Source organism: Enterococcus sp. DIV0682, from assembly GCF_051712685.1.
In the GTDB taxonomy this organism is placed as follows: domain Bacteria; phylum Bacillota; class Bacilli; order Lactobacillales; family Enterococcaceae; genus Enterococcus; species Enterococcus faecalis.
The window spans coordinates 1,828,787-1,850,440 of the sequence record NZ_JBIOPK010000001.1 but is presented as its reverse complement, the minus strand read 5'-3'; the positions used below and the strand labels follow the sequence as shown (position 1 = coordinate 1,850,440).

At 37.9% G+C, this 21,654-nt stretch carries 23 protein-coding genes and 1 other annotated feature (1 of these 24 running past the window's edge); of the genes, 17 read left to right on the top strand and 6 right to left on the bottom strand.

What is annotated here, in order from left to right; all coding sequences use genetic code 11:
- Positions 1-141: a binding site (T-box leader), on the top strand (it extends 78 nt beyond the left edge of the window).
- A gap of 57 nt (positions 142-198) precedes the next feature.
- Complete coding sequence (gene pheS, locus IGK96_RS08840; RefSeq protein WP_002358034.1) at positions 199-1,245, top strand: phenylalanine--tRNA ligase subunit alpha; 1,047 nt, start codon at positions 199-201, stop codon at positions 1,243-1,245.
- A gap of 7 nt (positions 1,246-1,252) precedes the next feature.
- Positions 1,253-3,676, top strand: a complete 2,424-nt coding sequence (pheT, locus tag IGK96_RS08835; RefSeq protein ID WP_010823575.1) for a phenylalanine--tRNA ligase subunit beta — start codon at positions 1,253-1,255, stop codon at positions 3,674-3,676.
- A 197-nt stretch (positions 3,677-3,873) separates the two neighbouring features.
- Here pheT and IGK96_RS08830 read toward each other — a convergent pair whose 3' ends face one another.
- The 4 genes from IGK96_RS08830 to IGK96_RS08815 are packed head-to-tail and all read right to left on the bottom strand — an operon-like array spanning position 3,874 to position 6,903.
- Complete coding sequence (locus IGK96_RS08830; RefSeq protein WP_002382114.1) at positions 3,874-4,539, bottom strand: amino acid ABC transporter permease; 666 nt, start codon at positions 4,537-4,539, stop codon at positions 3,874-3,876.
- An 11-nt stretch (positions 4,540-4,550) separates the two neighbouring features.
- Positions 4,551-5,264 (bottom strand): amino acid ABC transporter permease, encoded by a 714-nt coding sequence (locus IGK96_RS08825; RefSeq protein ID WP_002363695.1) that lies wholly within the window; start codon positions 5,262-5,264, stop codon positions 4,551-4,553.
- Positions 5,265-5,309: 45 nt separating this feature from the next.
- Positions 5,310-6,137: a transporter substrate-binding domain-containing protein gene (locus tag IGK96_RS08820; RefSeq protein WP_002360586.1), complete on the bottom strand. Its 828-nt coding sequence runs from the start codon at positions 6,135-6,137 to the stop codon at positions 5,310-5,312.
- Between the two features lie 34 nt (positions 6,138-6,171).
- Entirely contained in the window at positions 6,172-6,903 is a 732-nt protein-coding gene (locus tag IGK96_RS08815) for an amino acid ABC transporter ATP-binding protein (RefSeq protein ID WP_033593913.1), read from the bottom strand.
- 264 nt (positions 6,904-7,167) lie between these two features.
- Between IGK96_RS08815 and racE the strand changes: the two genes are divergently transcribed.
- From racE to IGK96_RS08800, 3 genes are read left to right on the top strand one after another with little or no spacing between them, the layout of a single operon-like run.
- The gene (racE, locus tag IGK96_RS08810; RefSeq protein ID WP_025192670.1) at positions 7,168-7,995 is read left to right on the top strand and encodes a glutamate racemase; all 828 of its coding nucleotides are present in this window, start codon (positions 7,168-7,170) and stop codon (positions 7,993-7,995) included.
- Entirely contained in the window at positions 7,988-9,343 is a 1,356-nt protein-coding gene (gene rph / locus IGK96_RS08805; protein ID WP_002358026.1) for a ribonuclease PH, read from the top strand. The genes racE and rph overlap by 8 nt, the downstream gene beginning before the upstream one ends.
- Before the next feature lie 12 nt (positions 9,344-9,355).
- Positions 9,356-9,868 carry a metallophosphoesterase gene (locus tag IGK96_RS08800; RefSeq protein ID WP_002381991.1) on the top strand — a complete coding sequence of 171 codons (513 nt, stop codon included), beginning with the start codon at positions 9,356-9,358 and terminating at the stop codon, positions 9,866-9,868.
- A 93-nt stretch (positions 9,869-9,961) separates the two neighbouring features.
- Here IGK96_RS08800 and IGK96_RS08795 read toward each other — a convergent pair whose 3' ends face one another.
- Complete coding sequence (locus IGK96_RS08795; RefSeq protein ID WP_002382117.1) at positions 9,962-10,726, bottom strand: DeoR/GlpR family DNA-binding transcription regulator; 765 nt, start codon at positions 10,724-10,726, stop codon at positions 9,962-9,964.
- Between the two features lie 193 nt (positions 10,727-10,919).
- Between IGK96_RS08795 and ulaG the strand changes: the two genes are divergently transcribed.
- From ulaG to IGK96_RS08745, 10 genes are all read left to right on the top strand, one after another.
- Positions 10,920-11,987, top strand: coding sequence for an L-ascorbate 6-phosphate lactonase (gene ulaG, locus IGK96_RS08790; RefSeq protein ID WP_002360582.1), 1,068 nt, complete (start codon positions 10,920-10,922; stop codon positions 11,985-11,987).
- A 17-nt stretch (positions 11,988-12,004) separates the two neighbouring features.
- Entirely contained in the window at positions 12,005-12,463 is a 459-nt protein-coding gene (locus tag IGK96_RS08785) for a PTS sugar transporter subunit IIA (protein ID WP_002358021.1), read from the top strand.
- Between the two features lie 12 nt (positions 12,464-12,475).
- Complete coding sequence (locus tag IGK96_RS08780) at positions 12,476-13,963, top strand: PTS ascorbate transporter subunit IIC (protein ID WP_002361608.1); 1,488 nt, start codon at positions 12,476-12,478, stop codon at positions 13,961-13,963.
- 14 nt (positions 13,964-13,977) lie between these two features.
- On the top strand, positions 13,978-14,277 hold the full coding sequence (locus IGK96_RS08775) for a PTS sugar transporter subunit IIB (protein WP_002358018.1): 300 nt from the start codon (positions 13,978-13,980) through the stop codon (positions 14,275-14,277).
- A gap of 13 nt (positions 14,278-14,290) precedes the next feature.
- Positions 14,291-14,929: a 3-keto-L-gulonate-6-phosphate decarboxylase UlaD gene (locus IGK96_RS08770; RefSeq protein WP_085443078.1), complete on the top strand. Its 639-nt coding sequence runs from the start codon at positions 14,291-14,293 to the stop codon at positions 14,927-14,929.
- 4 nt (positions 14,930-14,933) lie between these two features.
- A complete protein-coding gene (locus IGK96_RS08765) occupies positions 14,934-15,794 on the top strand; it encodes an L-ribulose-5-phosphate 3-epimerase (protein WP_010819323.1) in 861 nt (286 codons plus the stop codon).
- Positions 15,784-16,494, top strand: a complete 711-nt coding sequence (locus IGK96_RS08760; RefSeq protein WP_085443079.1) for an L-ribulose-5-phosphate 4-epimerase — start codon at positions 15,784-15,786, stop codon at positions 16,492-16,494. Before IGK96_RS08765 ends, IGK96_RS08760 begins: the two co-directional genes overlap by 11 nt.
- A 256-nt stretch (positions 16,495-16,750) precedes the next feature.
- The gene (gene cbpB / locus IGK96_RS08755) at positions 16,751-17,239 is read left to right on the top strand and encodes a cyclic-di-AMP-binding protein CbpB (RefSeq protein WP_002358013.1); all 489 of its coding nucleotides are present in this window, start codon (positions 16,751-16,753) and stop codon (positions 17,237-17,239) included.
- Between the two features lie 80 nt (positions 17,240-17,319).
- Positions 17,320-18,021 carry a 2,3,4,5-tetrahydropyridine-2,6-dicarboxylate N-acetyltransferase gene (gene dapD / locus IGK96_RS08750; RefSeq protein WP_002358012.1) on the top strand — a complete coding sequence of 234 codons (702 nt, stop codon included), beginning with the start codon at positions 17,320-17,322 and terminating at the stop codon, positions 18,019-18,021.
- A 36-nt stretch (positions 18,022-18,057) separates the two neighbouring features.
- The gene (locus IGK96_RS08745) at positions 18,058-19,227 is read left to right on the top strand and encodes an N-acetyldiaminopimelate deacetylase (protein ID WP_085443080.1); all 1,170 of its coding nucleotides are present in this window, start codon (positions 18,058-18,060) and stop codon (positions 19,225-19,227) included.
- Positions 19,228-19,271: 44 nt separating this feature from the next.
- Here the strand turns inward: IGK96_RS08745 and IGK96_RS08740 are convergent, their stop codons facing one another.
- Positions 19,272-20,192: a mechanosensitive ion channel family protein gene (locus IGK96_RS08740; RefSeq protein WP_002382128.1), complete on the bottom strand. Its 921-nt coding sequence runs from the start codon at positions 20,190-20,192 to the stop codon at positions 19,272-19,274.
- 169 nt (positions 20,193-20,361) lie between these two features.
- On the opposite strand from IGK96_RS08740, the gene IGK96_RS08735 reads away from it, so the two are divergent.
- Both IGK96_RS08735 and IGK96_RS08730 read left to right on the top strand, forming a co-directional pair.
- A complete protein-coding gene (locus IGK96_RS08735) occupies positions 20,362-20,724 on the top strand; it encodes a hypothetical protein (RefSeq protein WP_202496777.1) in 363 nt (120 codons plus the stop codon).
- A 28-nt stretch (positions 20,725-20,752) separates the two neighbouring features.
- The gene (locus IGK96_RS08730) at positions 20,753-21,625 is read left to right on the top strand and encodes an aldo/keto reductase (RefSeq protein ID WP_002393437.1); all 873 of its coding nucleotides are present in this window, start codon (positions 20,753-20,755) and stop codon (positions 21,623-21,625) included.
- The last annotated feature ends 29 nt before the right edge of the window (positions 21,626-21,654 follow it).

Below are 21,654 nucleotides of genomic sequence, written 5' to 3'. Positions count from 1 at the left end.
CACAGTCACCAAGCGAAATTCACTTCCTGAGTTTGTTTGTTTTCAAGAAGAAAGCAAACCGGTAATTGCCGTTAAATGAAATGAGTGCATGACAACAATTTGTTATGAATTAGGATGGTAACACGATAGCTCGTTCCTTTGAAAGGAATGGGTTATCGTTTTTTTTTAGTTTAAATAAAAGATAGAGGGGAACGCATAATGACATTACAAGCGCAATTAGAAGCTCTTAGAGACAATACGCTCAAAGAAATCGCACAAGTTGCTACTTTAAAAGAATTAAACCAAATTCGCGTAGAAACATTAGGGAAAAAAGGGCCAATCACCGAAGTATTAAGAGGCATGAAAAACCTTTCACCAGAAGAACGACCAGTGGTGGGGGGCTTTGCAAATGAAATTCGTGATTTATTAACAGAAGCAATTGAAGCGCGCAAAGTTGTTTTAGAAAACGAAGCGTTAAATGCGGCACTAAAAGAAGAAAGTTTAGATGTAACTTTACCTGGAAAACAAATGCCTCAAGGCACACGTCATATTTTGACACAAGTTATGGAAGAGATTGAAGATATTTTCTTAGGCATGGGTTATCAAGTAGTGGAAGGATACGAAGTAGAATCCGATCATTATAATTTCGAACGCATGAATCTACCAAAAGATCATCCGGCACGCGACATGCAAGATACGTTTTATATTTCAGATGAGATGTTAATTCGTACGCATACTTCACCAGTTCAAGCTCGAACAATGGAAAAACACGATTTTTCAAAAGGTGCATTACGAATGATTTCTCCTGGGAAAGTATTCCGTCGTGATACAGATGATGCGACACATAGTCACCAATTCCATCAGATTGAAGGCCTTGTTGTCGATAAAAATGTCACAATGGGTGATTTAAAAGGGACGTTAGAAGTCATGATGAAAAAAATGTTTGGTGAAGATCGTAAAATTCGTTTACGTCCTAGCTATTTCCCTTTTACAGAACCTTCAGTCGAAGTAGATGTTAGCTGTTTTAAATGTGGCGGCGCAGGTTGTAACGTCTGCAAACATACAGGTTGGATTGAAATTTTAGGTGCGGGGATGGTTCATCCAGATGTGTTACAAATGTCAGGGATTGATCCAACAGAGTACTCAGGCTTTGCCTTTGGCTTAGGACCAGATCGCGTTGCTATGTTACGTTATGGTGTAAATGATATCCGTAATTTTTATCAAAATGATTTACGTTTCTTAAATCAATTCAAGGTAAAGGAGTAGTTGAAAAATGTTAGTTTCTTATAAATGGTTAAATGAATATGTTAATCTTTCAAACGTTACTCCGCAAGAATTAGCGGACAAAATGTCTGTGACAGGTATCGAAGTTGAGGGCGTTGCTGTACCTGAAGAAGGCTTAAAGAAAATTGTTGTCGGTGAAGTAAAAGAATGTGTTCCTCACCCAAACTCTGACCACTTATCAATTTGCCAAGTAGACATCGGTGAAGAAGAATTGTCACAAATTGTTTGTGGAGCACCAAATGTAAAAGCAGGAATTAAAGTCATCGTAGCGTTACCTGGTTCAAGAATTGCAGGAAATCAAAAAATTAAAAAAGGTAAAATGCGTGGCGAAGTCTCTAACGGAATGATTTGTTCGTTAGAAGAGCTAGGATATTCAGATAATGTCGTACCAAAAGCCTACGCTGAAGGAATTTATTATTTACCTCAAGAAGCAGTGAATGGGACACCTGTTTTCCCTTATTTAGACATGGATGATGCGATTATTGAATTATCAATTACACCAAACCGTGCAGATGCATTAAGTATGAGAGGGGTAGCCTATGAAGTTGGCGCAATTTATCGTCAAACGCCTGAGTTTAATGATCCCGAACTCAAAGAAGATGCTTCAGATAACGTGGAAAATTACGTAACAGTAACTGTTGAAGATTCACAAGATGCGCCAGCGTATCAAATTCGTGTTATTAAAGATGTGACGATTGCAGAAAGTCCTCAGTGGTTGCAAAATCGATTGATGAATGAAGGAATCCGTCCGATTAACAATGTGGTGGACGTGACAAATTATATTTTATTATTATTTGGTCAACCGTTGCATGCATTTGACTACCAAAAATTAGATAGCAAAGAAATCTTGGTTCGTCGAGCAACAGCAGCAGAAGAACTAATTACATTAGATGGTGAAACACGTCAATTAACAGAAGAAAATATCGTCATTACGAATGGAAAAACGCCTGTCGGCTTAGCCGGTGTAATGGGTGGAGCTAATTCTGAAATCAGTCAAGAAACAACAACTGTGGCTTTAGAAGCGGCATTGTTCAATCCATTGTCTATTCGCAAAACGTCTAAACAATTCAATTTACGGAGTGAATCTTCAAGTAGATTTGAAAAAGGCATCAACCAAGCGACAGTTGGGCTAGCTTGTGATGTGGCAGCCGCGATGATTGCAGAGTTAGCCAACGGAACAGTGGTCTCAGGCACTGCAGTTGGTTCTGAAGTGGCCGTTAAAGAAGCACAGGTAGCTGTGACTTTAGAACGAATCAACCAATATTTAGGTACTGCATTAGATGAAGCAACGGTGAATGAAATTTTTGAAGCACTCGGTTTTGCTTATGAAGTAAATCAAGGCGCCTATGAAATTACGATTCCACCAAGACGTTGGGATATTGCGATTGAAGCAGATATTATTGAAGAAGTGGCGCGCATTTATGGATATGATCATTTACCTTCAACATTGCCAAGTGGAGAAACAGTTGCTGGAAGTCTAACCAAAGCACAACATGTTACGCGCCAATTAAAGAGCTTACTGGAAGGTCATGGTACGAGTGAAGCCATCAGCTATGCGTTGACAACAGAAGAAAAATCCCGTCAATTTATGATGAAAGAAAGTCAAACAACACGTTTGCAATGGCCAATGAGTGAAGAGCGTTCTGTGTTACGTATGAACTTAATTTCTGGTTTATTAGATGATGTCGCATACAATGTGGCGCGTAAAAATAATAATATCGCCTTCTACGAAGTAGGACGCGTTTTCTACCAAACAGAAGATCCAACAAAAAATTTACCTACAGAAGAAAATCACTTAGCACTTGCTTTAACTGGTAATACAATGGTTAAAGATTGGCAAACAAAAGCAACAGCCGTTGATTTTTATACAGTAAAAGGCTTAGTGGAAAGTATTGTAGCTGTTTTAGGATTAACAGAAAAAATCAGTTATCAAGCGACAACGGCGATTCCAGAAATGCATCCAGGCCGGACAGCATGGATTTATTTAGAAGATGAAGTGGTTGGTTTTGTCGGACAAGTTCACCCAACGACAGCGAAAGCGTACGATATTCCAGAAACATATGTTGCTGAATTAAACTTGCAACAATTAGTAGCCACAGAAGCAGGCGGGGTTACTTATGAAGCAGTTTCTAAATTCCCAGCAGTTTCTCGAGATATTGCTTTATTAGTCGATGAAACAGTTACCAATCAAGAACTAGTTAAAACTATTTCAGATAACGCAGGTAAATATTTGAAAGAGATTCATTTATTTGATGTATATCAAGGTGAAAAACTAGGCGCTGGCAAAAAATCAATGGCATATAGTTTAACTTTCGTTAATGCAGAAGCGACATTAGTGGATGAAGAAATTAACCGTTCAATGGAAAAAGTTGAAAAAGCGCTAATTGAAAAACATCAAGTAGAAGTAAGATAAAATAAAAACAGGAAAGTGGGGCATAAGTCGAAATGACTTATGCCCCACTTTCTAAATCTTAAGATAATCAGCTGAACAAAAGCAGCTCCTTCGGAAATAAGCCGAAATTATCCAAAAATTAAAGAACAATTTTCGGAAATTCCTTCTTATTTCTTGGAGCTAAATACTTTTGTCTCAGCCTCCTGTTTTTAACTACATTAATAACTTTTCGCCCAATTTCGTGAAAGCCAACGTGAAAATTGTGAGATACTAAAGTTAATAATGAAATAAATAAGGGCGACGATTCCGTAAATAGTGAATACTTGTCCTGTTTGTGCGTAGCGCCCCATTAAGATATAAGATTTGCCAAAGAGTTCTTGTAAAGCAATTACGGAATACAAGAAACTTGTATCCTTGATGACAGTAACAAACTGAGAAACGATCGCTGGTAAAACATTGCGAATGGCTTGAGGCAAAACAATATGATAAAGAATTTGCCAATTTGAAAAACCTTGAGAACGCGCCGCTTCAATTTGGCCTTTATCGACCCCATTTAAACCACCACGAATAATTTCCGCTAAAGCAGCGGTAGTAAACACAGTAAAACTCACAATTCCAGCAGGTGTGGATTTGATTTTGAAAATCAAAAAAATAACATAAATCCACAATAAGTTTGGAATATTACGCACCACTTCTACATAAATACTGGCAAGTAACTTCAGTGGTCCATGGGTTTGATTTCGCAAAACGGCTAGAATGGTGCCAAAAATCGTACTCAAAATAATTGAGACGAAGGAAATATAGAGCGTCAATTTTAAGCCGTTAAATAGAAATTGAAAATTATTTGCTGTCAGTAATTGACGCATTTCTTCTGAAAAAGGCATCTGTTTTCCTCCTATCTACTATATGCTTTCTTATTTTTTTCTTCCATTTTTCTAGCCAAATTCGCTAATGGGAAGCAAAGAATGAAATATAAGAAACCAGCGAGCGCAAAGGCGGGAATATAGTTCAAGTTGACAGACGACCAACTATTGGCAGCAAACATTACGTCTGCGCCAGAAATAATAGCAACTGTTGACGTATTTTTAATTAGGTTCACTACTTGATTGGTTAAAGGCGGTAACATAATCCGCCATGCTTGTGGTAAAATCACATACCGCATCGTTTGACCATACGTTAATCCTTGGGAGTAAGCCGCTTCAAATTGCCCTCTTGGGACAGCTCCGATTCCTGAGCGAACCACTTCAGAAATGTAGGCGCCATGATAGAGGCCTACACACAGAATGGCAATCGTAGTAATAGAAAATGAAAGCAGCGGGCTTAGCAGAGGAAAACCATAATAGACTACGATAAATTGAATTAACAAAGGTGTGTTTTGAAAAAATTCTACATAGACACGACTAATTGCGTGTAAAAGTTTACTTTTGGTCGCTGATAAACTGCCAAAGAAAATGCCTAAAGCAAAGGCAACTAAGATCGCTCCTAAAGAAAGCAGAATAGTATAGAGAAATGCCTGACCAAAAATTCGCCAATCTTGAAATAAAGCTTCCCAACGATATAAGGCAAATGGCCCTTCTTCAAGCCAGGAAATATTGGCTAACAAAAACATAAAAATCCCTCCTAAAATTTTTGATTCTTCAAGTCTTAGGAATGATTAATTTTTTAAGCCCCAGTCTTGATAAATTTTTTCTAGTGTGCCGTCTTTTTCCCATTTTTCAATTAAACCATTTAGATAATCATTTAATTCAGTATTTGCTTTCTTTGTGGTAATTCCATATTCTTGTGGAGAAAAACCATCTTTTAAAATTTCTGTCTTGCCATCCACATAGCCAGATAGGATTGATTTATCCACTGAAAATGCATCAATTCGTTTAGAAGTTAACGCTGTTTTTAATTCTGGATAGGAACCTAATTCTTGATAAGTAAATTTGATTCCTTCCTCTTGCGCTTTTTTCTCTAAGTTTTCTTTTGTCGTAGCAGATTGTGCAACGCCGATTGTTTTTCCGTCTAAATCTTTCATACTGGAGAAGTTATCCTCTTTGCGCACAAGGAAACCAATCTCATCTGTATAATAAGGAGTTGTAAAATTATAAGTCTTTTTACGTTCATCAGTAATTGTAAATGTAGCAATTACCATATCTAGTTCACCATTGTCTAAAAGGGGACCGCGCGTTTTCGCTGTCACGCCCACAAATTCCACATTCTCTTCGCTGCCGGTAATTTCTTTCGCAATTAAGCGTGCAATATCTGGTTCCATTCCTTCATTTTTATTTGTATCAGGATTCATATAGCCAAAATTAGGAATGTCTTCTTTGACACCTACTTTAATTTTCCCCGCTTTTTTTAATTGTTCTACTGTGACCGTTTTGTTTGATGAAGCACTTTTGGAAGTTGAGTCATTGTTGCCGCTACCACAGCCAACAATGATGCCTGCTAATACAAGTAAGGAGAGTCCAGCTAGCCATTTATTTTGTTTTTTCATTGTTCATTCCTCCAATTTTTTGTTTTTTTATTCATTACCCGTTATGAATAATTTTGCTTAGAAATTCTTTTGCACGAGGGTTTTCAGTGCTTGTAAAGAAATGTTCAGGTGTTCCTTGTTCAATAATCTCTCCTTGGTCCATAAAGATTACACGGTCAGCCACTTGACGAGCAAAGCCCATCTCATGTGTGACACAAACCATGGTAATATTTTGTTTGGAAAGATCGACCATTACATCTAAAACTTCTTGAATCATTTCTGGATCAAGTGCCGAAGTCGGTTCATCAAAAAGGATAATCTCAGGATGCATATTTAAGGCACGAGCAATAGCGACCCGTTGTTGCTGCCCGCCAGAAAGCTGCGAAGGATAAGCAGAAGCTTTATCAGCCAAACCGACTCGTTCTAAATACTCCATGCCAGTACGAACCGCTTCGTCTTTGGAAACGCCCATCACTTTAATCGGTGCTAACGTTAAATTATCAATAATCGTTTTGTGAGCATATAAGTTAAAATTTTGAAAGACCATGGCAACTTTCTGGCGAACCTTTTGAATCGGTGCTTTCGGTTTGGTGATGTCAATGTTATCAATTACGACGGAACCATCATTGACTTTTTCCAATTGGTTCATACACCGAATTAATGTACTTTTGCCAGAGCCAGAGGGTCCGATAATGACAATTTTTTCTCCTTGTTCTACATTCAAAGTAATATCTTTTAAAACGTGATGCTCCCCAAAGTACTTATTTACATGTTCTAAAGAAATCATAGGCAGTCTCCTTTGCAATCATTTGGTAGAAAAGATAACAGAGGATTCGGTGAGAAACGTGTTATTTAAATTAAATTAACCAAATGTATTTCTAATTGTATTCTCAATGTTAGGAATTATAACATACAAAAAAATGAATTACTAGTTTTTTAATCGAAAAAGATTTCCTTCAAAAAAAGAAATAAATGAGAGCAAAACAGGAAAAATTGACAATAGTCCTTAAAAAGTAGAAAATAAAGGCAGTGAATAAAAGGCAAAGGTAGGATGAGAATGAGCAATCAAGAAGCCATTGGATTAATTGATTCTGGCGTTGGTGGATTAACTGTTTTAAAGGAAGCGCTAAAACAATTACCAAATGAACGATTAATTTATTTAGGAGATACAGCCCGTTGCCCATATGGTCCACGACCAGCCGAACAAGTCGTTCAGTTTACTTGGGAAATGGCCGATTTTTTATTGAAAAAACGAATAAAAATGCTAGTAATCGCATGTAATACCGCGACGGCTGTCGCATTAGAAGAAATTAAAGCTGCCTTGCCAATTCCAGTTGTCGGTGTTATTTTACCTGGCGCACGAGCAGCCGTTAAAGTCACAAAAAATAACAAAATTGGTGTCATAGGTACCTTAGGGACAATCAAAAGTGCTTCCTATGAAATCGCCATTAAAAGTAAGGCACCAGCAATTGAGGTGACTAGTTTAGCTTGCCCTAAATTTGTCCCCATTGTTGAAAGTAATCAATATCGTTCTTCCGTAGCAAAAAAAATTGTGGCAGAAACACTTCAAGCACTACAATTAAAAGGACTTGATACGTTGATTTTAGGTTGTACCCATTACCCGTTGTTACGTCCGGTGATTCAAAATGTGATGGGAAGTCATGTGACATTAATTGACTCAGGAGCCGAAACAGTTGGCGAAGTTAGCATGCTTCTCGATTATTTTGACATTGCACATACGCCTGAAGCAACTACACAGCCACATGAATTTTATACAACTGGTTCTGCAAAAATGTTTGAAGAGATTGCAAGCAGTTGGCTTGGTATAGAGAACTTAAAAGCACAACAGATTCACTTAGGAGGAAACGAAAATGATTAGACATGATAGTCGTGCACCAAAAGAATTGCGAAAGATCACTATTGAAACCAATGTTTTTAAACATCCAGAAGGTTCGGTGGTTATTTCGTTTGGCGATACCAAAGTAATTTGCTCAGCCACTGTCGAAGAAAAGGTTCCCCCATTTTTACGAGGCGCGGGAACAGGTTGGGTAGCAGCTGAATATAGCATGCTCCCTCGTGCGACGAACACAAGAAATATTCGGGAAAGTGCGAAAGGAAAATTAACAGGGCGAACAATGGAAATTCAACGTTTGATTGGGCGGTCATTGCGAGCTGTTGTTGACTTAGAAAAGTTAGGGGAACGGAGCATTGTTGTCGATTGTGATGTGATTCAAGCAGATGGTGGAACCCGTACTGCTAGTATTACAGGCGCTTTTGTTGCTCTACGCTTAGCAGTCAATCATTTATTGATGACTGGTGCGCTAGCGGAAGACCCAATTAAAGAGCATTTAGCTGCTGTCAGCGTGGGTATTTTACCCGATGGTTATTGTGTGCTGGACTTAGATTACGCAGAGGACTCGAATGCTGCAGTGGATATGAACATCGTGATGACCGAGTCTGGTGAATTTGTGGAAATTCAAGGAACGGGTGAAGAAGCTACCTTCTCAGGAGATGAGTTAAATGCCATGCTCTTTTATGGAAAAACAGGGATTGAGGAATTAATTGCGTATCAGAAAGAAGCGCTTTATGCTTTAGCCTCTGAAGAAGTCCCTTCGCAAGATTCAGAAGAGAAAGTGATTGTCATTGCAACTAGAAATCCTGGTAAAGCGAAAGAGTTTAGTTCAATTTTTGGTGAAAAAGGATATACAGTTAAGACGTTATTAGATTATCCGAATTTGCCAGATGTAGAAGAAACTGGTCGAACATTTGAAGAAAATGCTCGTCTAAAAGCTGAAACAATTGCAGAAATTTTACAGAAACCAGTATTAGCAGATGATTCAGGATTAATTGTTGATGCGTTAGGGGGAATGCCAGGAATCTATTCTGCTCGTTTTGCTGGTGAACCAACTAACGATGCTTCAAATAATGCGAAACTATTGCATGAGTTAACGGGCGTGCCAAAAGAAAAAAGACAAGCGCGTTTCCATTGTACATTGGTTTTTGCTGAACCAAAGAAAGAAAGTCTGGTGGTCGAAGCTGAATGGCCCGGAGAAGTCGGCACGATTCCTCGTGGTGAAGGAGGCTTTGGGTACGATTCACTTTTCTATGTCCCAGAGCTTGGTAAAACGGCAGCTGAATTGTCTGGAGAAGAGAAAAATAAAGTTAGTCATCGTGGACAAGCAGTGGCAAAATTAAAAGAACAATGGGAAGAATGGCTAAAAAAATAGGAGTTGAAACGTATGAAAATCTTGGTAGTAAGCGATAATCATGGCGACCGTGACTGTTTAGTTGACTTAGTGAATCATTATGAAGGACAAGTCGATGCACTCTTTCACTGTGGTGATTCTGAATTAGAACCGACAGATGAACTTTGGCAGAAATTAATTGTAGTCCAAGGAAATTGTGATTTTTATGATGAATTTCCCAAAACTGTGACTAAAAAAGTGGGTGATCAAGTTATTTATATGACACATGGTCATTTGGCCAATGTTAGAATGGGGCTCACGACACTTGCTTTACAAGCGGAAGAAGCAGGAGCGACAATTGCCTTATTTGGTCACACTCATGTACTCGGCGCAGAGCGACACAATAACATTCTCTTTGTTAATCCGGGAAGTATTCGTTTACCTCGTGGACCAGTTCAAGAGAAAACATATGCCATAATTGAAAGTACACCTGAACAATATCTCGTTCAGTACTATAACAAAGAGCACCAACCGTTGGAACGATTAAAGGCAACGTTTACGAAGTAAGTGAATGTTAAGAAATAAGTGCTACTTTTTTATTTATCAGATTTTGAGCGTAGGACAAAAATCTCTTTTGGATTTTTGTCCTACGCTCTTTTTTTAGTCGACTTGGATAACCTTTAAGCCGGTCTTACGAAGTTCTGTAATTAAAGTTGATGAGCAATGTTTGTCTGTAATCAAACAATCAAAAGCGGTAATATCAGCAATTTTAAATTTAGATGTCAAGCCGATTTTTCGATGGTCCGCGACCAGAATTTTTACTTTTGTTGTTTGTTTTATCATAAGCTCATTAATTTTTGCTTCATTGAAAATTTTTGTAGTGACGCCATGTTCTAAACTGACCCCGCTACAGCCAATTACGCAAACATCGGCATGCGTTGCGGTGATTGTGTTAATGGCAATATCTCCTACCAGAACTTCTTTGGGAAAACGTAATTCGCCTCCGGTCAAAATATAATTGTATTGAGAAACATGAGGCTTGGTGGCAATTTTTAAATTATTCGTTACGATGGTCAGATGGTCGGCCTTTAAATAATGGAGAATATTCAAAGCAGTGGAACTTGAATTGATGAAAACGGTATCATAATCACTTAGATAGCTACAAGCAACACGAGCAATGGCTTGTTTTAATAACTCCGGTCCTGATTGATCAAAGTCTTTCTGATTTTGGTCGTTGTAAATACAATACCCATATTTTCGAATGATGTCATTCTTAGTTTCTAAGACATTTAAATCACGACGAATTGTGCTTAAGGAAACATTTAAAGCATCTGCTAATTTATAGGTAGTCATTTGTTTGTTTTTTTGCAGCAGCGCGAGAATGTTTTGTTGCCTTTTTTCAATGGTTTCTAATGAACTTTTCAAGTAATACAACCTCCTTTAGTTATTTTTTTGGACACGGTCCCCCATGAAATAGTATAACTCATAGGAAAACAAAACACGTAAAAGAATCATTAAAAGTGCAAACAATCATATAAAAGGGTTTTCATTGTGATTTTTTGCGGCTATGATTTTCTTATAAAGCATAACACAATCATTTGAGAAGAGGAGTGGTAGCATGAGCAAATCGATTCATGAAATTACAAAAGAAAGTTGGTTGAAGGCGACATTTCCAGAATGGGGCACTTATTTAAACGAAGAAATTAATCAGACAAATGTGCTTCAAGGAACGGTTGCACTCTGGTGGCTTGGTTGTACAGGCATTTGGCTGAAAACGCATGAGAACACGAATATTTTATGTGATTTATGGTGTGGAACAGGAAAACAAACGCACGGGAACGGCTTAATGAAAAATGGCCATCAAATGATGCGCATGAGTGGTTGCCAAAAAATGCAACCTAATTTAAGAACACAACCTTTTGTGATTGATCCTTTTGAAATAAAAGAGGTTGATGCTTTAGTTGTCACACATATTCATTCAGACCATTTGGATATTCACACAGCTGCTGCTGTTCATCAAAATTGTCCTAAGGCTCTATTTATTGGTCCAAAAGAAGTAGTGAAAACATGGCAGCGTTGGGGTGTTCCGGCAGAAAAAACACGGGTTATAGAACCTGGTCAAGAAATCAAAGTGAATGATGTGAATGTAGTGGCCTTGGAAGCTTTTGATCGAACCGCGCTAATTACTTCTGATGATCCTGAAAATACATTTAAAGGTAAAATGCCTCAGGACATGAATGAACTAGCTGTCAATTATCTATTTGAAACCTCAGGTGGTACGGTATATCACGCCGGAGACTCTCATTATTCTAACTTGTTTGCGAAACATGGTAATCAATATGCAATTGATGTTTGCTTAGGAGCATATGGCGAAAATCCTCGCGGTATCACAGATAAAATAACTTCTGTTGATATGTTGAGAATGGCCGAATCTTTAAATGCGAAAGTAGTCATTCCCGTTCATTATGATATTTGGTCTAATTTTATGGCGGATCCAAAAGAAATCATGGAAATTTGGAAATTTAAAAAAGATCGTTTACATTATCAATTTAAACCATATATTTGGCAAGTGGGTGGCAAATTTGTTTATCCAGATGACAAAGACAACTTAGAATTTAACTTTGATCGTGGCTTTGATGATGTTTTTGTTAAAGAAAATGATACACCATTTCCTTCATTCTTGTAAGAAAGGCTGGATGTACAATGTTAACTTATTTTTGGGAGCAAGAGCTTATTCATTACCCTGATAAAGAACCGGTTAGTTGGCAAGAGGCGATTCAGGAAAGTTGTTTGATTTTACTCCAAAAACACATCATCGATCAGAGTTACGTCGATGAGATTATCCAGTGTGTCGAAACGTTTGGACCTTATATCATCATTGCTCCTGAAGTAGCCATGCCACATTCATCAGAGGAAAGCGCAGGCGTTTTTGGAACGGCCATTTCTTTTACAAAATTTAAGCAAGCAGTCACTTTTGCTGGCGATCAAGAAGCAAAAACAGCAACATTATTTTTTACATTGGCAGCCCAAAATCCCGCCGAACATCTTGAAAATATTCAGCAATTGATGGATTTATTGATGACGGATGGCGTGATTGCTGACTTGTTAGAAACAAATACGCCAATGGATTTTAAAGAAGTTATGGAGAAATATCAATTATAGGGGGAAAAATCAATGGGGGAGTTCTTGTTAAATAGTTGGACTTATTTTGCTACGAACGTTTTAACACAGCCAGCATATTTGATTGGTTTCATCGTGTTATTAGGTTATCTCTTGTTACGGAGGCCCTTTTATGAATGTTTAGCAGGTTTTCTGAAAGCGACAGTTGGTTATTTTATTTTGAGTGTTGGTTCTGGTGGTTTGGTTAATAATTTTCGCCCTATTCTAGTAGGCTTGAAAGAGCGATTTAATTTACAGGCAATGGTTACCGATCCATATTTCGGGCAAAATGCAGTCGATGCTGGATTGATGAAAACCTTTGGACGAACCTTTGGTGATGTGATGATTTTGTTATTGATCGCATTTATTATGAATATTTTGTTGGTTCGTTTTCAAAAATATACAAAATTGAGAGCCGTTTTTACAACAGGGAATGTTCAGATTCAACAAGCAGCTACCGCTTTCTGGATTTTACTCTTTTGTTTTCCTAACTTAGGTAGAATCGAAGTACTAATTTTTATGGGCTTAATTCTTGGGTGTTATTGGGCAGTTGCTTCAAATTTAACGGTAGGGATTACGCAGGAATTAACAGAAGGTGCTGGTTTTGCGGTAGCCCATCAACAAATGTTTGGCATATTTATTTTTGCAAAATTAGCAGAATGGTTGAAAAAACGTGATCAAAAGAAACATCGTTCAGAGAAGGTCGATAAAAAATTGGAAGATATTGAATTACCAGGATTTCTATCCATTTTTAATGAAAATATGGTTGCTACGTCCATTTTGATGCTCTTTTTCTTTGGCATTATCTTGCTTGTTTTGGGACAAGATTATTTAATTCAAGCTAAATTTATGCAAGAAGGGCAGAGTTTCTTCTTTTATATCATGACCACTTCATTAAATTTTGCTGTCTATTTAGCTATCTTACAATTAGGCGTTAGAACCTTTGTCGACGAGTTGACGCAGTCATTCCAAGGGATTTCAAATACCATTTTACCAGGCGCTGTTCCTGGGATTGACGTAGCAGCGACTTTCGGATTTGGCTCGCCCAACGCAGTAACAATTGGGTTTCTCTTTGGCGCATTAGGCCAGTTTTTAATGATTGGCTTACTGATTCTATTAAAGTCTCCGACAATCGTTATTGCGGGTTTTATCCCATTGTTTTTTGATAACGCTGTCATAGCTGTTTATGCAAATAATCGTGGCGGAGTAAAAGCTGCTTGTTTATTCCCATTCCTTTCAGGTTTAATCCAAGTAGGTGGCTCAGCTTTATTTGCTACATGGATTGGATTATCTCAATATGGCGGTTATTTGGGCATGTTCGATTGGGCAACAGCTTGGCCGTTATTTACAATCATTATGAAAGTTCTAGGCTATGTTGGCGTAGCAGTGGTGGTGATTGGGTTACTAATAATTCCGCAACTTCAGTATCGTAGAAATCCAGAAGGTTACTTTATGATTGTCAATGATTATGAACAATATGCTAAAAAATTTCAAGAGAATTAAAGGAGGAATTTAAAATGAGAATACTTGTTTCCTGTGCCAATGGTTCTGGCACGAGTCTAATGATGATGCGGAGTGTTGAAAAAGCAATGAAAGAACTAGGCGTACCGATTACAAAAATTCATCATTGCGCCATTTCAGAAGGAAAAAGCTCTGCTAGCCAATACGACGTTGTTTTTACTCCAGTCAATTTTTTACAAATGTTTCAGCAAGCAGAAAAACGTGGAGTCACAGTGATTGGCATTAAAAATGTAATGTCTGCAAAAGAAATTCAAGAAAAATATATGGCTTCAGATCGTTATCAAAAATCTGAATAAAAGGGTGGGAAAGATGAAAAGACCAAACTTACAAATCGCTTTAGATCATAATAGCTTAGAAGACGCTTTAGCAGATTGTATGAAAGTTGGAGAAATTGTCGATATTATCGAAGTTGGCACTATTTTGTGTTTACAAGAAGGCCAAAAAGCAATTCGTTGTTTAAAACGCATGTTTCCTAATAAAACGATTGTTGCTGATACAAAATGTGCTGATGCGGGTGGTACAGTTGCTCGTAATGTCGCACAAGCAGGCGCTGATTTCATGACGGTCATTTGTTGCGCCACCTTACCAACGATGGCTGCAGCTCAAAAAGAAGTCCGAGAATTACAAGTAGAACTATATGGAAATTGGACAATGCAACAAGCTCGACAATGGCGAGAATTAGGGATTAATCAGGTGATTTATCATCAAAGTAGAGATGCTCTTTTAGCTGGCGGCAGCTGGGGAGAAAAAGATTTGAATAAAGTTCAAGAACTAATTGACTTAGGCTTTGAAGTGTCCGTCACAGGTGGTTTAACTGTCGAAACGCTTGAATTGTTTCAAACAATGGCAGTTGCAACATTTATTGCGGGCCGTGGGATTACCAAATCAAAAAATCCTGAACAAGCAGCCAAAGATTTTCAAAAAAAAATCGATCAGATTTGGAAGTGATAAAATGGCACGAATTGGACTGTATGAAAAAGCACTCCCGCAAAATTTAACTTGGGCAGAACGATTAACATGGGCCAAAAAGTTAGGGTTTGATTTTTTAGAAATGTCAATTGATGAATCCGATGAACGTTTAGCACGATTGGCTTGGACACCAAGCCAGTTACAAGAACTTTATCAATTAATGGTGAAAGAAGATTTTTTTATCCATTCTTTGTGTTTAAGTGGTCATCGGCGGTTTCCTTTAGGCTCTTTAAATAAAGAAACACGTGAAAAAGGGCGGAAAATTTTATCTCAAGCGATTCGTTTGGCTCATCAATTAAACATACGGGTAATTCAAATAGCTGGCTATGACGTCTTTTACGAAGAAAAAACTGCCGAAACAAGGGAATTTTTTCTTCAAGGTCTGAAAAAGGGCGTTGAGGAAGCTGCACAATACGGTGTCATTCTGGCTGTTGAGATTATGGATGACTCTTTTATGAATAGCATACAAAAATTTCTAGAAATTAAGGAACAAATTCCGTCTCCTTTTTTGCATGTTTATCCTGATTTAGGTAATTTGTCTGCTTGGCCGGAAAATAATCCGGCGGTTGAGCTTGAAAAGGGAATTGCTGAAATCGCTGCTATTCACTTAAAAGATACCTTCGCTGTAACAGACACATTTGAAGGGAAGTTTCGGGAAGTTACTTTTGGAGAAGGCTGTGTTGATTTTACAGGCTTATTGAAAACACTCAAGCGGTTAAACTATAGTGGTCCTTTTTTAATTGAAATGTGGAATGAAACGGATTTGAATTTTCAAGAAAAAATTCAAGCCGCGCAGCAGTATCTCTATCCCAAATTAGCAGAGGTGGGTTATTATGAACAATAAAGCGATCATCCAAGCAATGAAACAACGTGTTTATGAAGCGAATCTGGCTTTGCCAAAAATGGGCTTAGTCAAATTAACGTGGGGCAATGTTAGTGAAATCAATCGGTCATTAGGGATTATCGTAATTAAACCAAGCGGCGTCAAGTATCAAGAAATGACCAAGGAACAGATGGTAGTGACTGATTTAAACGGACAACTATTGGAACCCAATGCATTAAAGCCGTCTTCTGATTTACCCACGCATCTTTATCTCTATCAAAAAATGCCAGAAATTGGAGCGATTGCGCACACGCACTCCCTGAATAGTGTTACGTGGGCTCAAGCAGGGCGAGCCTTACCTCCTTACGGTACCACCCATGCGGATGCTTTTTATGGCGCTGTACCTTGCACAAGAGCGCTCTCTGAAAGTGAAATTAAAGAAAACTATGAAGAAGAGACTGGCAAAGTCATTGTTGAAACATTTCATGAACAAGAACTAGATCCTTTAGCAATTCCAGGAGTGCTAGTTTATGGACATGGCCCATTTACTTGGGGAATGACTCCGGAAAAAGCAGTTGAAAACAGCTTGATTTTAGATGAAATCTGTTCAATGGCACGTTTGACGGAAATAATTAATCCAGCTGTTGAACCAATTGATCATTTTTTATTGGATAAACACTATCTTAGAAAACATGGGATTTCCGCTTATTATGGTCAGTGATGGCTGTGATGAAACGTGTGAAAAAGAAGGATAATTGACTGATTAATTGGTCTTTTATAAAAACTTAGTTGTCTGTGATGGGACAACTAAGTTTTTATTTTTTTAAGAAAGCGTTCTCTTTTTTTGGGGAGAATAGAACAAAACGTTAATTTTCGTTTGTTAAGTTATGAAGAATTTGCGAATTCCAAGACTTTTTCCGCAGAATTAGGTACAATAAGTTACGTGTTAAAGAATTAGAAATGGAGGCAACCCAATCATGATAGGGACTGCTGTAAAAGAATTATTATTAGAAAAACAAGAAACGTTTTTAGTACCTGCCGAAAATGTCGCCAATGTAATGTGTTTAAATCCGTTAAGTCACGCGGCATTAGTCTTATCGCAAGTTCGCTATTCCAAGATTCCTGTGTTAGATAAGGGAGATCGCTTTGTTGGCTTAATCGGCTTGACAGACGTTGTAGATAAAATGTTTGATTTGACTTCAGTGGATTTTGAAAAATTGAATGAATTTACTGTGGCCGATGTAATGGAAGTCAATGTTCCTGTAATTGGTGAATCGTGGGATTTAGAAGAAGTGTTACATTTATTAGTAGATGCTTCTTTTTTACCAGTGGTTGATGATAATCAACGCTTTAAAGGTATCATTACACGCAAAGAAATTTTAAAAGCGGTCAATCATATGGCGCATGAGTTAGAAAAACATCATCTTGTTTTGCCTAAATCAGAAGAAGAAATGAAAGTAATTTAAATAAAACGCAAGAAACTCTTTACTTTTTTCTCATAAATGCGTTATTCTGTATGATAACACGAAGTAAAGGAGTGCTGTGATTGGACGCATATGAGATTATTCAGTATATTGGCGATGCCAAAAAGCAAACGCCTGTTAAAGTAACACTGAAAGGGCAATTAAAAGAAGTCACGTTTCCGGAAACAATTAAGGTCTTTAATAATTGTAAAACTGGGACATTGTTTGGCGATTGGGCTGACGTAAAACCTTTTTTAGAAGCAAACAAAGAAAAAATTGAGGATTATGTTGTAGAAAACGATGCACGTAACTCAGCAATTCCTTTTCTTGATCTGAAAGACATTAATGCTCGGATTGAACCAGGTGCTTTGATTCGCGAAAAAGTTGAAATTGGCGATCAAGCGGTGATTATGATGGGGGCTATTCTAAATATTGGCGCCGTCGTTGGTGCAGGGACTATGATTGATATGGGCGCTGTTTTAGGCGGTCGTGCAACTGTAGGGAAGCATTGTCATATTGGCGCAGGAACGGTTTTAGCTGGTGTCATTGAACCACCAAGTGCCGCACCTGTGGTTATTGAAAACGAGGTTGTCATTGGAGCGAATGCGGTCGTACTAGAAGGGGTTCGTGTTGGTGAAGGTGCCGTTGTGGCTGCTGGGGCAGTAGTTGTGGAAGACGTTCCAGCGCATACCGTTGTCGCAGGCGTGCCAGCAAAAGTAATTAAACAAATTGATGATAAAACCAAGAGTAAAACAGAGATTTTAGAAGAATTACGTAAACTCTAAAAATAAATTAGTCAGTCGCGATGAAGAAACTTCTTCATGGCGGCTTTCGATTACCCAAAAAATGAAGGAGTGGCTTTTGTGGAGCAAGAAGAATTAATTGCGATTAGACGGCAACTACATCAAATACCTGAAATCGGTTTAGAAGAAAAGGAAACACAAGCCTTTTTACTTAATGAAATTGATAAAATGAAGCAACCTTATCTGCAAGTTCGAACATGGCAAACGGGGATTTTAGTCTTCATAGAAGGCAAAAATCCTCAGAAAACCATCGGCTGGCGTGCTGATATTGATGGTTTGCCTATTCAAGAGGAAGTGGTTTCTGCTTTTCAATCAAAACGACCAGGGTTTATGCATGCCTGTGGGCACGATTTTCACATGACAATCGGTTTAGGGGTTTTGAAAGAATTAAGTCAACAGCAACCAGACAATAACTTTTTATTTTTATTTCAACCTGCTGAAGAAAATGAAGCAGGGGGGATGTTGATGTATGAAGACCATGCGTTTGGTGAGTGGTTACCTGATGAATTTTATGCGCTTCATGTTAATCCTGATTTGCCAGTCGGAACTATTAGTACCAGAGTAGGGACATTGTTTGCTGCCACTTGTGAAGTGAACATTACCTTAAAAGGAAAAGGTGGACATGCGGCTTTTCCGCATCAAGCAAATGATATGGTCTTGGCGGCCACCAATTTAATTCAGCAAGCGCAAACGATCGTTAGTCGAAATGTTGATCCTGTGGTTGGGGCAGTCGTTACCTTTGGAACTTTTCATGCAGGGACTGCCTGCAATGTGATTGCCGAAGAAGCAACTTTATCTGGTACAATTCGCACATTGACAGCAGAAACGAATGAACAAACGCAGCGAAGAATTCGCGAAATTAGTGAAGGTATTGCGCAATCTTTTCAATGTGAAGTAACTGCTCATCTTGATCAGAAAGGGTATTTACCTGTAGTGAATGAACCAGCATGTACCACGAATTTTATTGAATACATGAGCAAACAAGCAACAGTTCAATTTCAACAAGCACCGGTTGCAATGACAGGTGAAGATTTTGGCTATCTATTGTCTAAAGTCCCAGGCACGATGTTTTGGTTAGGCGTGGCAAGTCCTTATAGCCTTCATTCTGCCAAGTTTGAACCGAACGAAGAGGCGTTATTGTTTGGAGTGGAGGCAGTTAGTGGGTTTTTAAAATCATTGGACAATTAGAAAAACAGCCACCAGATAACTAATAAGTATCTGGTGGCTGTTTTTTATTTTGCAATAATGGGCGTATTGGGAATCGTAAAGCCGGCCTCTGTTAATGCTTTGATATATTGAGCTAGAAATTCTTCTTTGACCGCAAATTGTTTGCCGTTTAGTACATACATGGTCGTTCGTACCGCAAAGTTGCCATTGCCTAAATCAACCATACCAAAAATATCTGGCCCAGTTTGAATACTTTCGATATACTTTTCTTTTAACGTTTCATTGACTTCTGTAATCACTTCACAAATTTTTTCATAACCTTCTTCAGGATTGATGCGGACATCAATTAACACTTGCATATTGGCACGAGACAGGTTACTGATTGTGGTGATGTTTCGGTTTGGAATAAAATGAACAGTTCCATCAACCGCTTTAATTTGAGTGGTTCGTAATCCGACAGAAGTAACAGTTCCTTCAATATTTAACGCCAATAAGCGAATATAATCGCCTACATCCATTTGTTGTTCTAAAATAATGAAAAATCCGGTAATTAAGTCATTCATGAATCCTTGAGCCCCTAAACCAATGGCAACACCGGCAATTCCCGCTCCGGCTAATAATGAGCCAACAGGCACACCGACAATGGTCAAAAGAGAATAGATGAAGAAAAAGAACAGCGTATATTGAAATGCATTAATAATTAAAGTGTGTAACGTTTTTAAACGGCTTTCACTAAAATGTTGCTTTTTACTATAATTTGCATAGGTGCGATCAATTAAATATTTCCCGATTCGCTGAATAATAAAAAATAGAAAAATTAAAAATAAAATTGATAAACTTTTTTCAATTAAGGTAGCGACAATGGCATCCCAATTAATATTGTTCCAAAAGCGTTGTAGCGCGCTCACTTTTTTTACGGTCGCTTCTGCTAAATCAGGAGCAGAAGAATCGACTGTTTCAGTACTGGCTAAACCAAGTATCAACATAAAAATCCAACTTTCTCTAAAATTTCTTCTTTTAGTATACTAAATCTCTCGGCGAAAGGGGAAGAAAATAGAAAGTTTTTTTAAAGACTTAACATGTTTTTTTAGGAATGTTATAATTTTGTAAATAAATAATATATTTTATAATTTTGTTAAAGGTTGTGAGTGCTGCGTGAAAGTTTCAATTGAATGGGCAAAAAATGATTTACTTTCTAAATTACCTGTAACAATTTTTATTGATGAACGATGTGTCACTCGCTTGACGGCTGACAAGCGACGAACATTCATCTTCCATAATCCAGTCGCTTTACGATTAGGGAGTCGTTTTTTTAGTAGTCAGATAATCGAAATTGCGGAATCATGTACATTGAAAGTTTCCTTTAATTGGTCCTGTGTTTATCTCTTTTGTATCTGGTTACTTGCAGTTAAACTGTGGATTGGAAGCGTTAGCGGTCGAACAATTGTAGTTGTGGCACTAATCGGAGTGCTGACTTATTGGCGTCGTTATTTATTAAAAATAAAGAAAATGACCTGACAAGTCGTGATTGTTTCGTGAAAGAAGAATGCGTAGTATACTAAAAGTAATGAAAATGAAGGGACTGAAGAAACACATGACTTTGGATAAAACAAAAAAATTAGCAAACGGCAATGAAATGCCACGCCTAGGTTTAGGCGTTTGGCGTGTAGAAGATGGCTCAGAAGCAACAAATTCAGTAAAATGGGCTTTAGAAGCGGGTTATCGCTTGATTGATACGGCAGCCGTTTATAAAAACGAAGTAGGGGTGGGCGAAGGCATTCGTCAATCGGGTATTCCCCGCGAAGAAATTTTCGTGACGACGAAATTATGGAATGAAGATCAAGGCTATGAAAATGCGATTAAAGCGTTTGATAAAAGCTTAGAAAAATTAGGGTTAGACTATGTTGATTTATATTTAATTCACTGGCCTGTTGCTGGTAAATATAAAGAATCATGGAAAGCATTAGAAGAAATTTACGCAAGTGGTCGTGCCAAAGCAATTGGCGTTTCCAATTTTCATCAACATCATTTGGAAGATTTATTAACAGAAGCAAATGTTGTGCCAATGGTGGATCAAATTGAATTACATCCTACGTTAACACAAGAACCGCTACGAAAATATTTAGCCGAAAATAAGATTGCCGTGGAGGCTTGGTCTCCTCTAGGACAAGGTAATTTATTATCTGAACCAGTACTAGTGAAAATTGGTGAAAAATATGGTAAATCAGCGGCCCAAGTGATTATTCGTTGGCACTTACAAAATGATATTATCGTGATTCCTAAATCTGTTCACGAAAAAAGAATTCAGGAAAATTTTGCTGTCTTTGATTTTGAATTAACACCAGAAGAAATAACCGCAATTAATCAGTTAAATAAGGATCATCGTTTTGGTGCAGATCCAGATAATTTTGATTTTTAAGTATGATAGCAAGTAAAAACGGAGGGGCG

What these genes read in the sequence shown, in the direction of transcription:
- pheS (WP_002358034.1), top strand. Translation starts at nt 199, where the DNA reads ATGACATTACAAGCGCAATTAGAAGCTCTTAGAGACAATACGCTCAAA.
- pheT (WP_010823575.1), top strand. Translation starts at nt 1,253, where the DNA reads ATGTTAGTTTCTTATAAATGGTTAAATGAATATGTTAATCTTTCAAAC.
- IGK96_RS08830 (WP_002382114.1), bottom strand. Translation starts at nt 4,539, where the DNA reads ATGCCTTTTTCAGAAGAAATGCGTCAATTACTGACAGCAAATAATTTT.
- IGK96_RS08825 (WP_002363695.1), bottom strand. Translation starts at nt 5,264, where the DNA reads ATGTTTTTGTTAGCCAATATTTCCTGGCTTGAAGAAGGGCCATTTGCC.
- IGK96_RS08820 (WP_002360586.1), bottom strand. Translation starts at nt 6,137, where the DNA reads ATGAAAAAACAAAATAAATGGCTAGCTGGACTCTCCTTACTTGTATTA.
- IGK96_RS08815 (WP_033593913.1), bottom strand. Translation starts at nt 6,903, where the DNA reads ATGATTTCTTTAGAACATGTAAATAAGTACTTTGGGGAGCATCACGTT.
- racE (WP_025192670.1), top strand. Translation starts at nt 7,168, where the DNA reads ATGAGAATGAGCAATCAAGAAGCCATTGGATTAATTGATTCTGGCGTT.
- rph (WP_002358026.1), top strand. Translation starts at nt 7,988, where the DNA reads ATGATTAGACATGATAGTCGTGCACCAAAAGAATTGCGAAAGATCACT.
- IGK96_RS08800 (WP_002381991.1), top strand. Translation starts at nt 9,356, where the DNA reads ATGAAAATCTTGGTAGTAAGCGATAATCATGGCGACCGTGACTGTTTA.
- ulaG (WP_002360582.1), top strand. Translation starts at nt 10,920, where the DNA reads ATGAGCAAATCGATTCATGAAATTACAAAAGAAAGTTGGTTGAAGGCG.
- IGK96_RS08785 (WP_002358021.1), top strand. Translation starts at nt 12,005, where the DNA reads ATGTTAACTTATTTTTGGGAGCAAGAGCTTATTCATTACCCTGATAAA.
- IGK96_RS08780 (WP_002361608.1), top strand. Translation starts at nt 12,476, where the DNA reads ATGGGGGAGTTCTTGTTAAATAGTTGGACTTATTTTGCTACGAACGTT.
- IGK96_RS08775 (WP_002358018.1), top strand. Translation starts at nt 13,978, where the DNA reads ATGAGAATACTTGTTTCCTGTGCCAATGGTTCTGGCACGAGTCTAATG.
- IGK96_RS08770 (WP_085443078.1), top strand. Translation starts at nt 14,291, where the DNA reads ATGAAAAGACCAAACTTACAAATCGCTTTAGATCATAATAGCTTAGAA.
- IGK96_RS08765 (WP_010819323.1), top strand. Translation starts at nt 14,934, where the DNA reads ATGGCACGAATTGGACTGTATGAAAAAGCACTCCCGCAAAATTTAACT.
- IGK96_RS08760 (WP_085443079.1), top strand. Translation starts at nt 15,784, where the DNA reads ATGAACAATAAAGCGATCATCCAAGCAATGAAACAACGTGTTTATGAA.
- cbpB (WP_002358013.1), top strand. Translation starts at nt 16,751, where the DNA reads ATGATAGGGACTGCTGTAAAAGAATTATTATTAGAAAAACAAGAAACG.
- IGK96_RS08745 (WP_085443080.1), top strand. Translation starts at nt 18,058, where the DNA reads ATGGCGGCTTTCGATTACCCAAAAAATGAAGGAGTGGCTTTTGTGGAG.
- IGK96_RS08740 (WP_002382128.1), bottom strand. Translation starts at nt 20,192, where the DNA reads ATGTTGATACTTGGTTTAGCCAGTACTGAAACAGTCGATTCTTCTGCT.
- IGK96_RS08730 (WP_002393437.1), top strand. Translation starts at nt 20,753, where the DNA reads ATGCGTAGTATACTAAAAGTAATGAAAATGAAGGGACTGAAGAAACAC.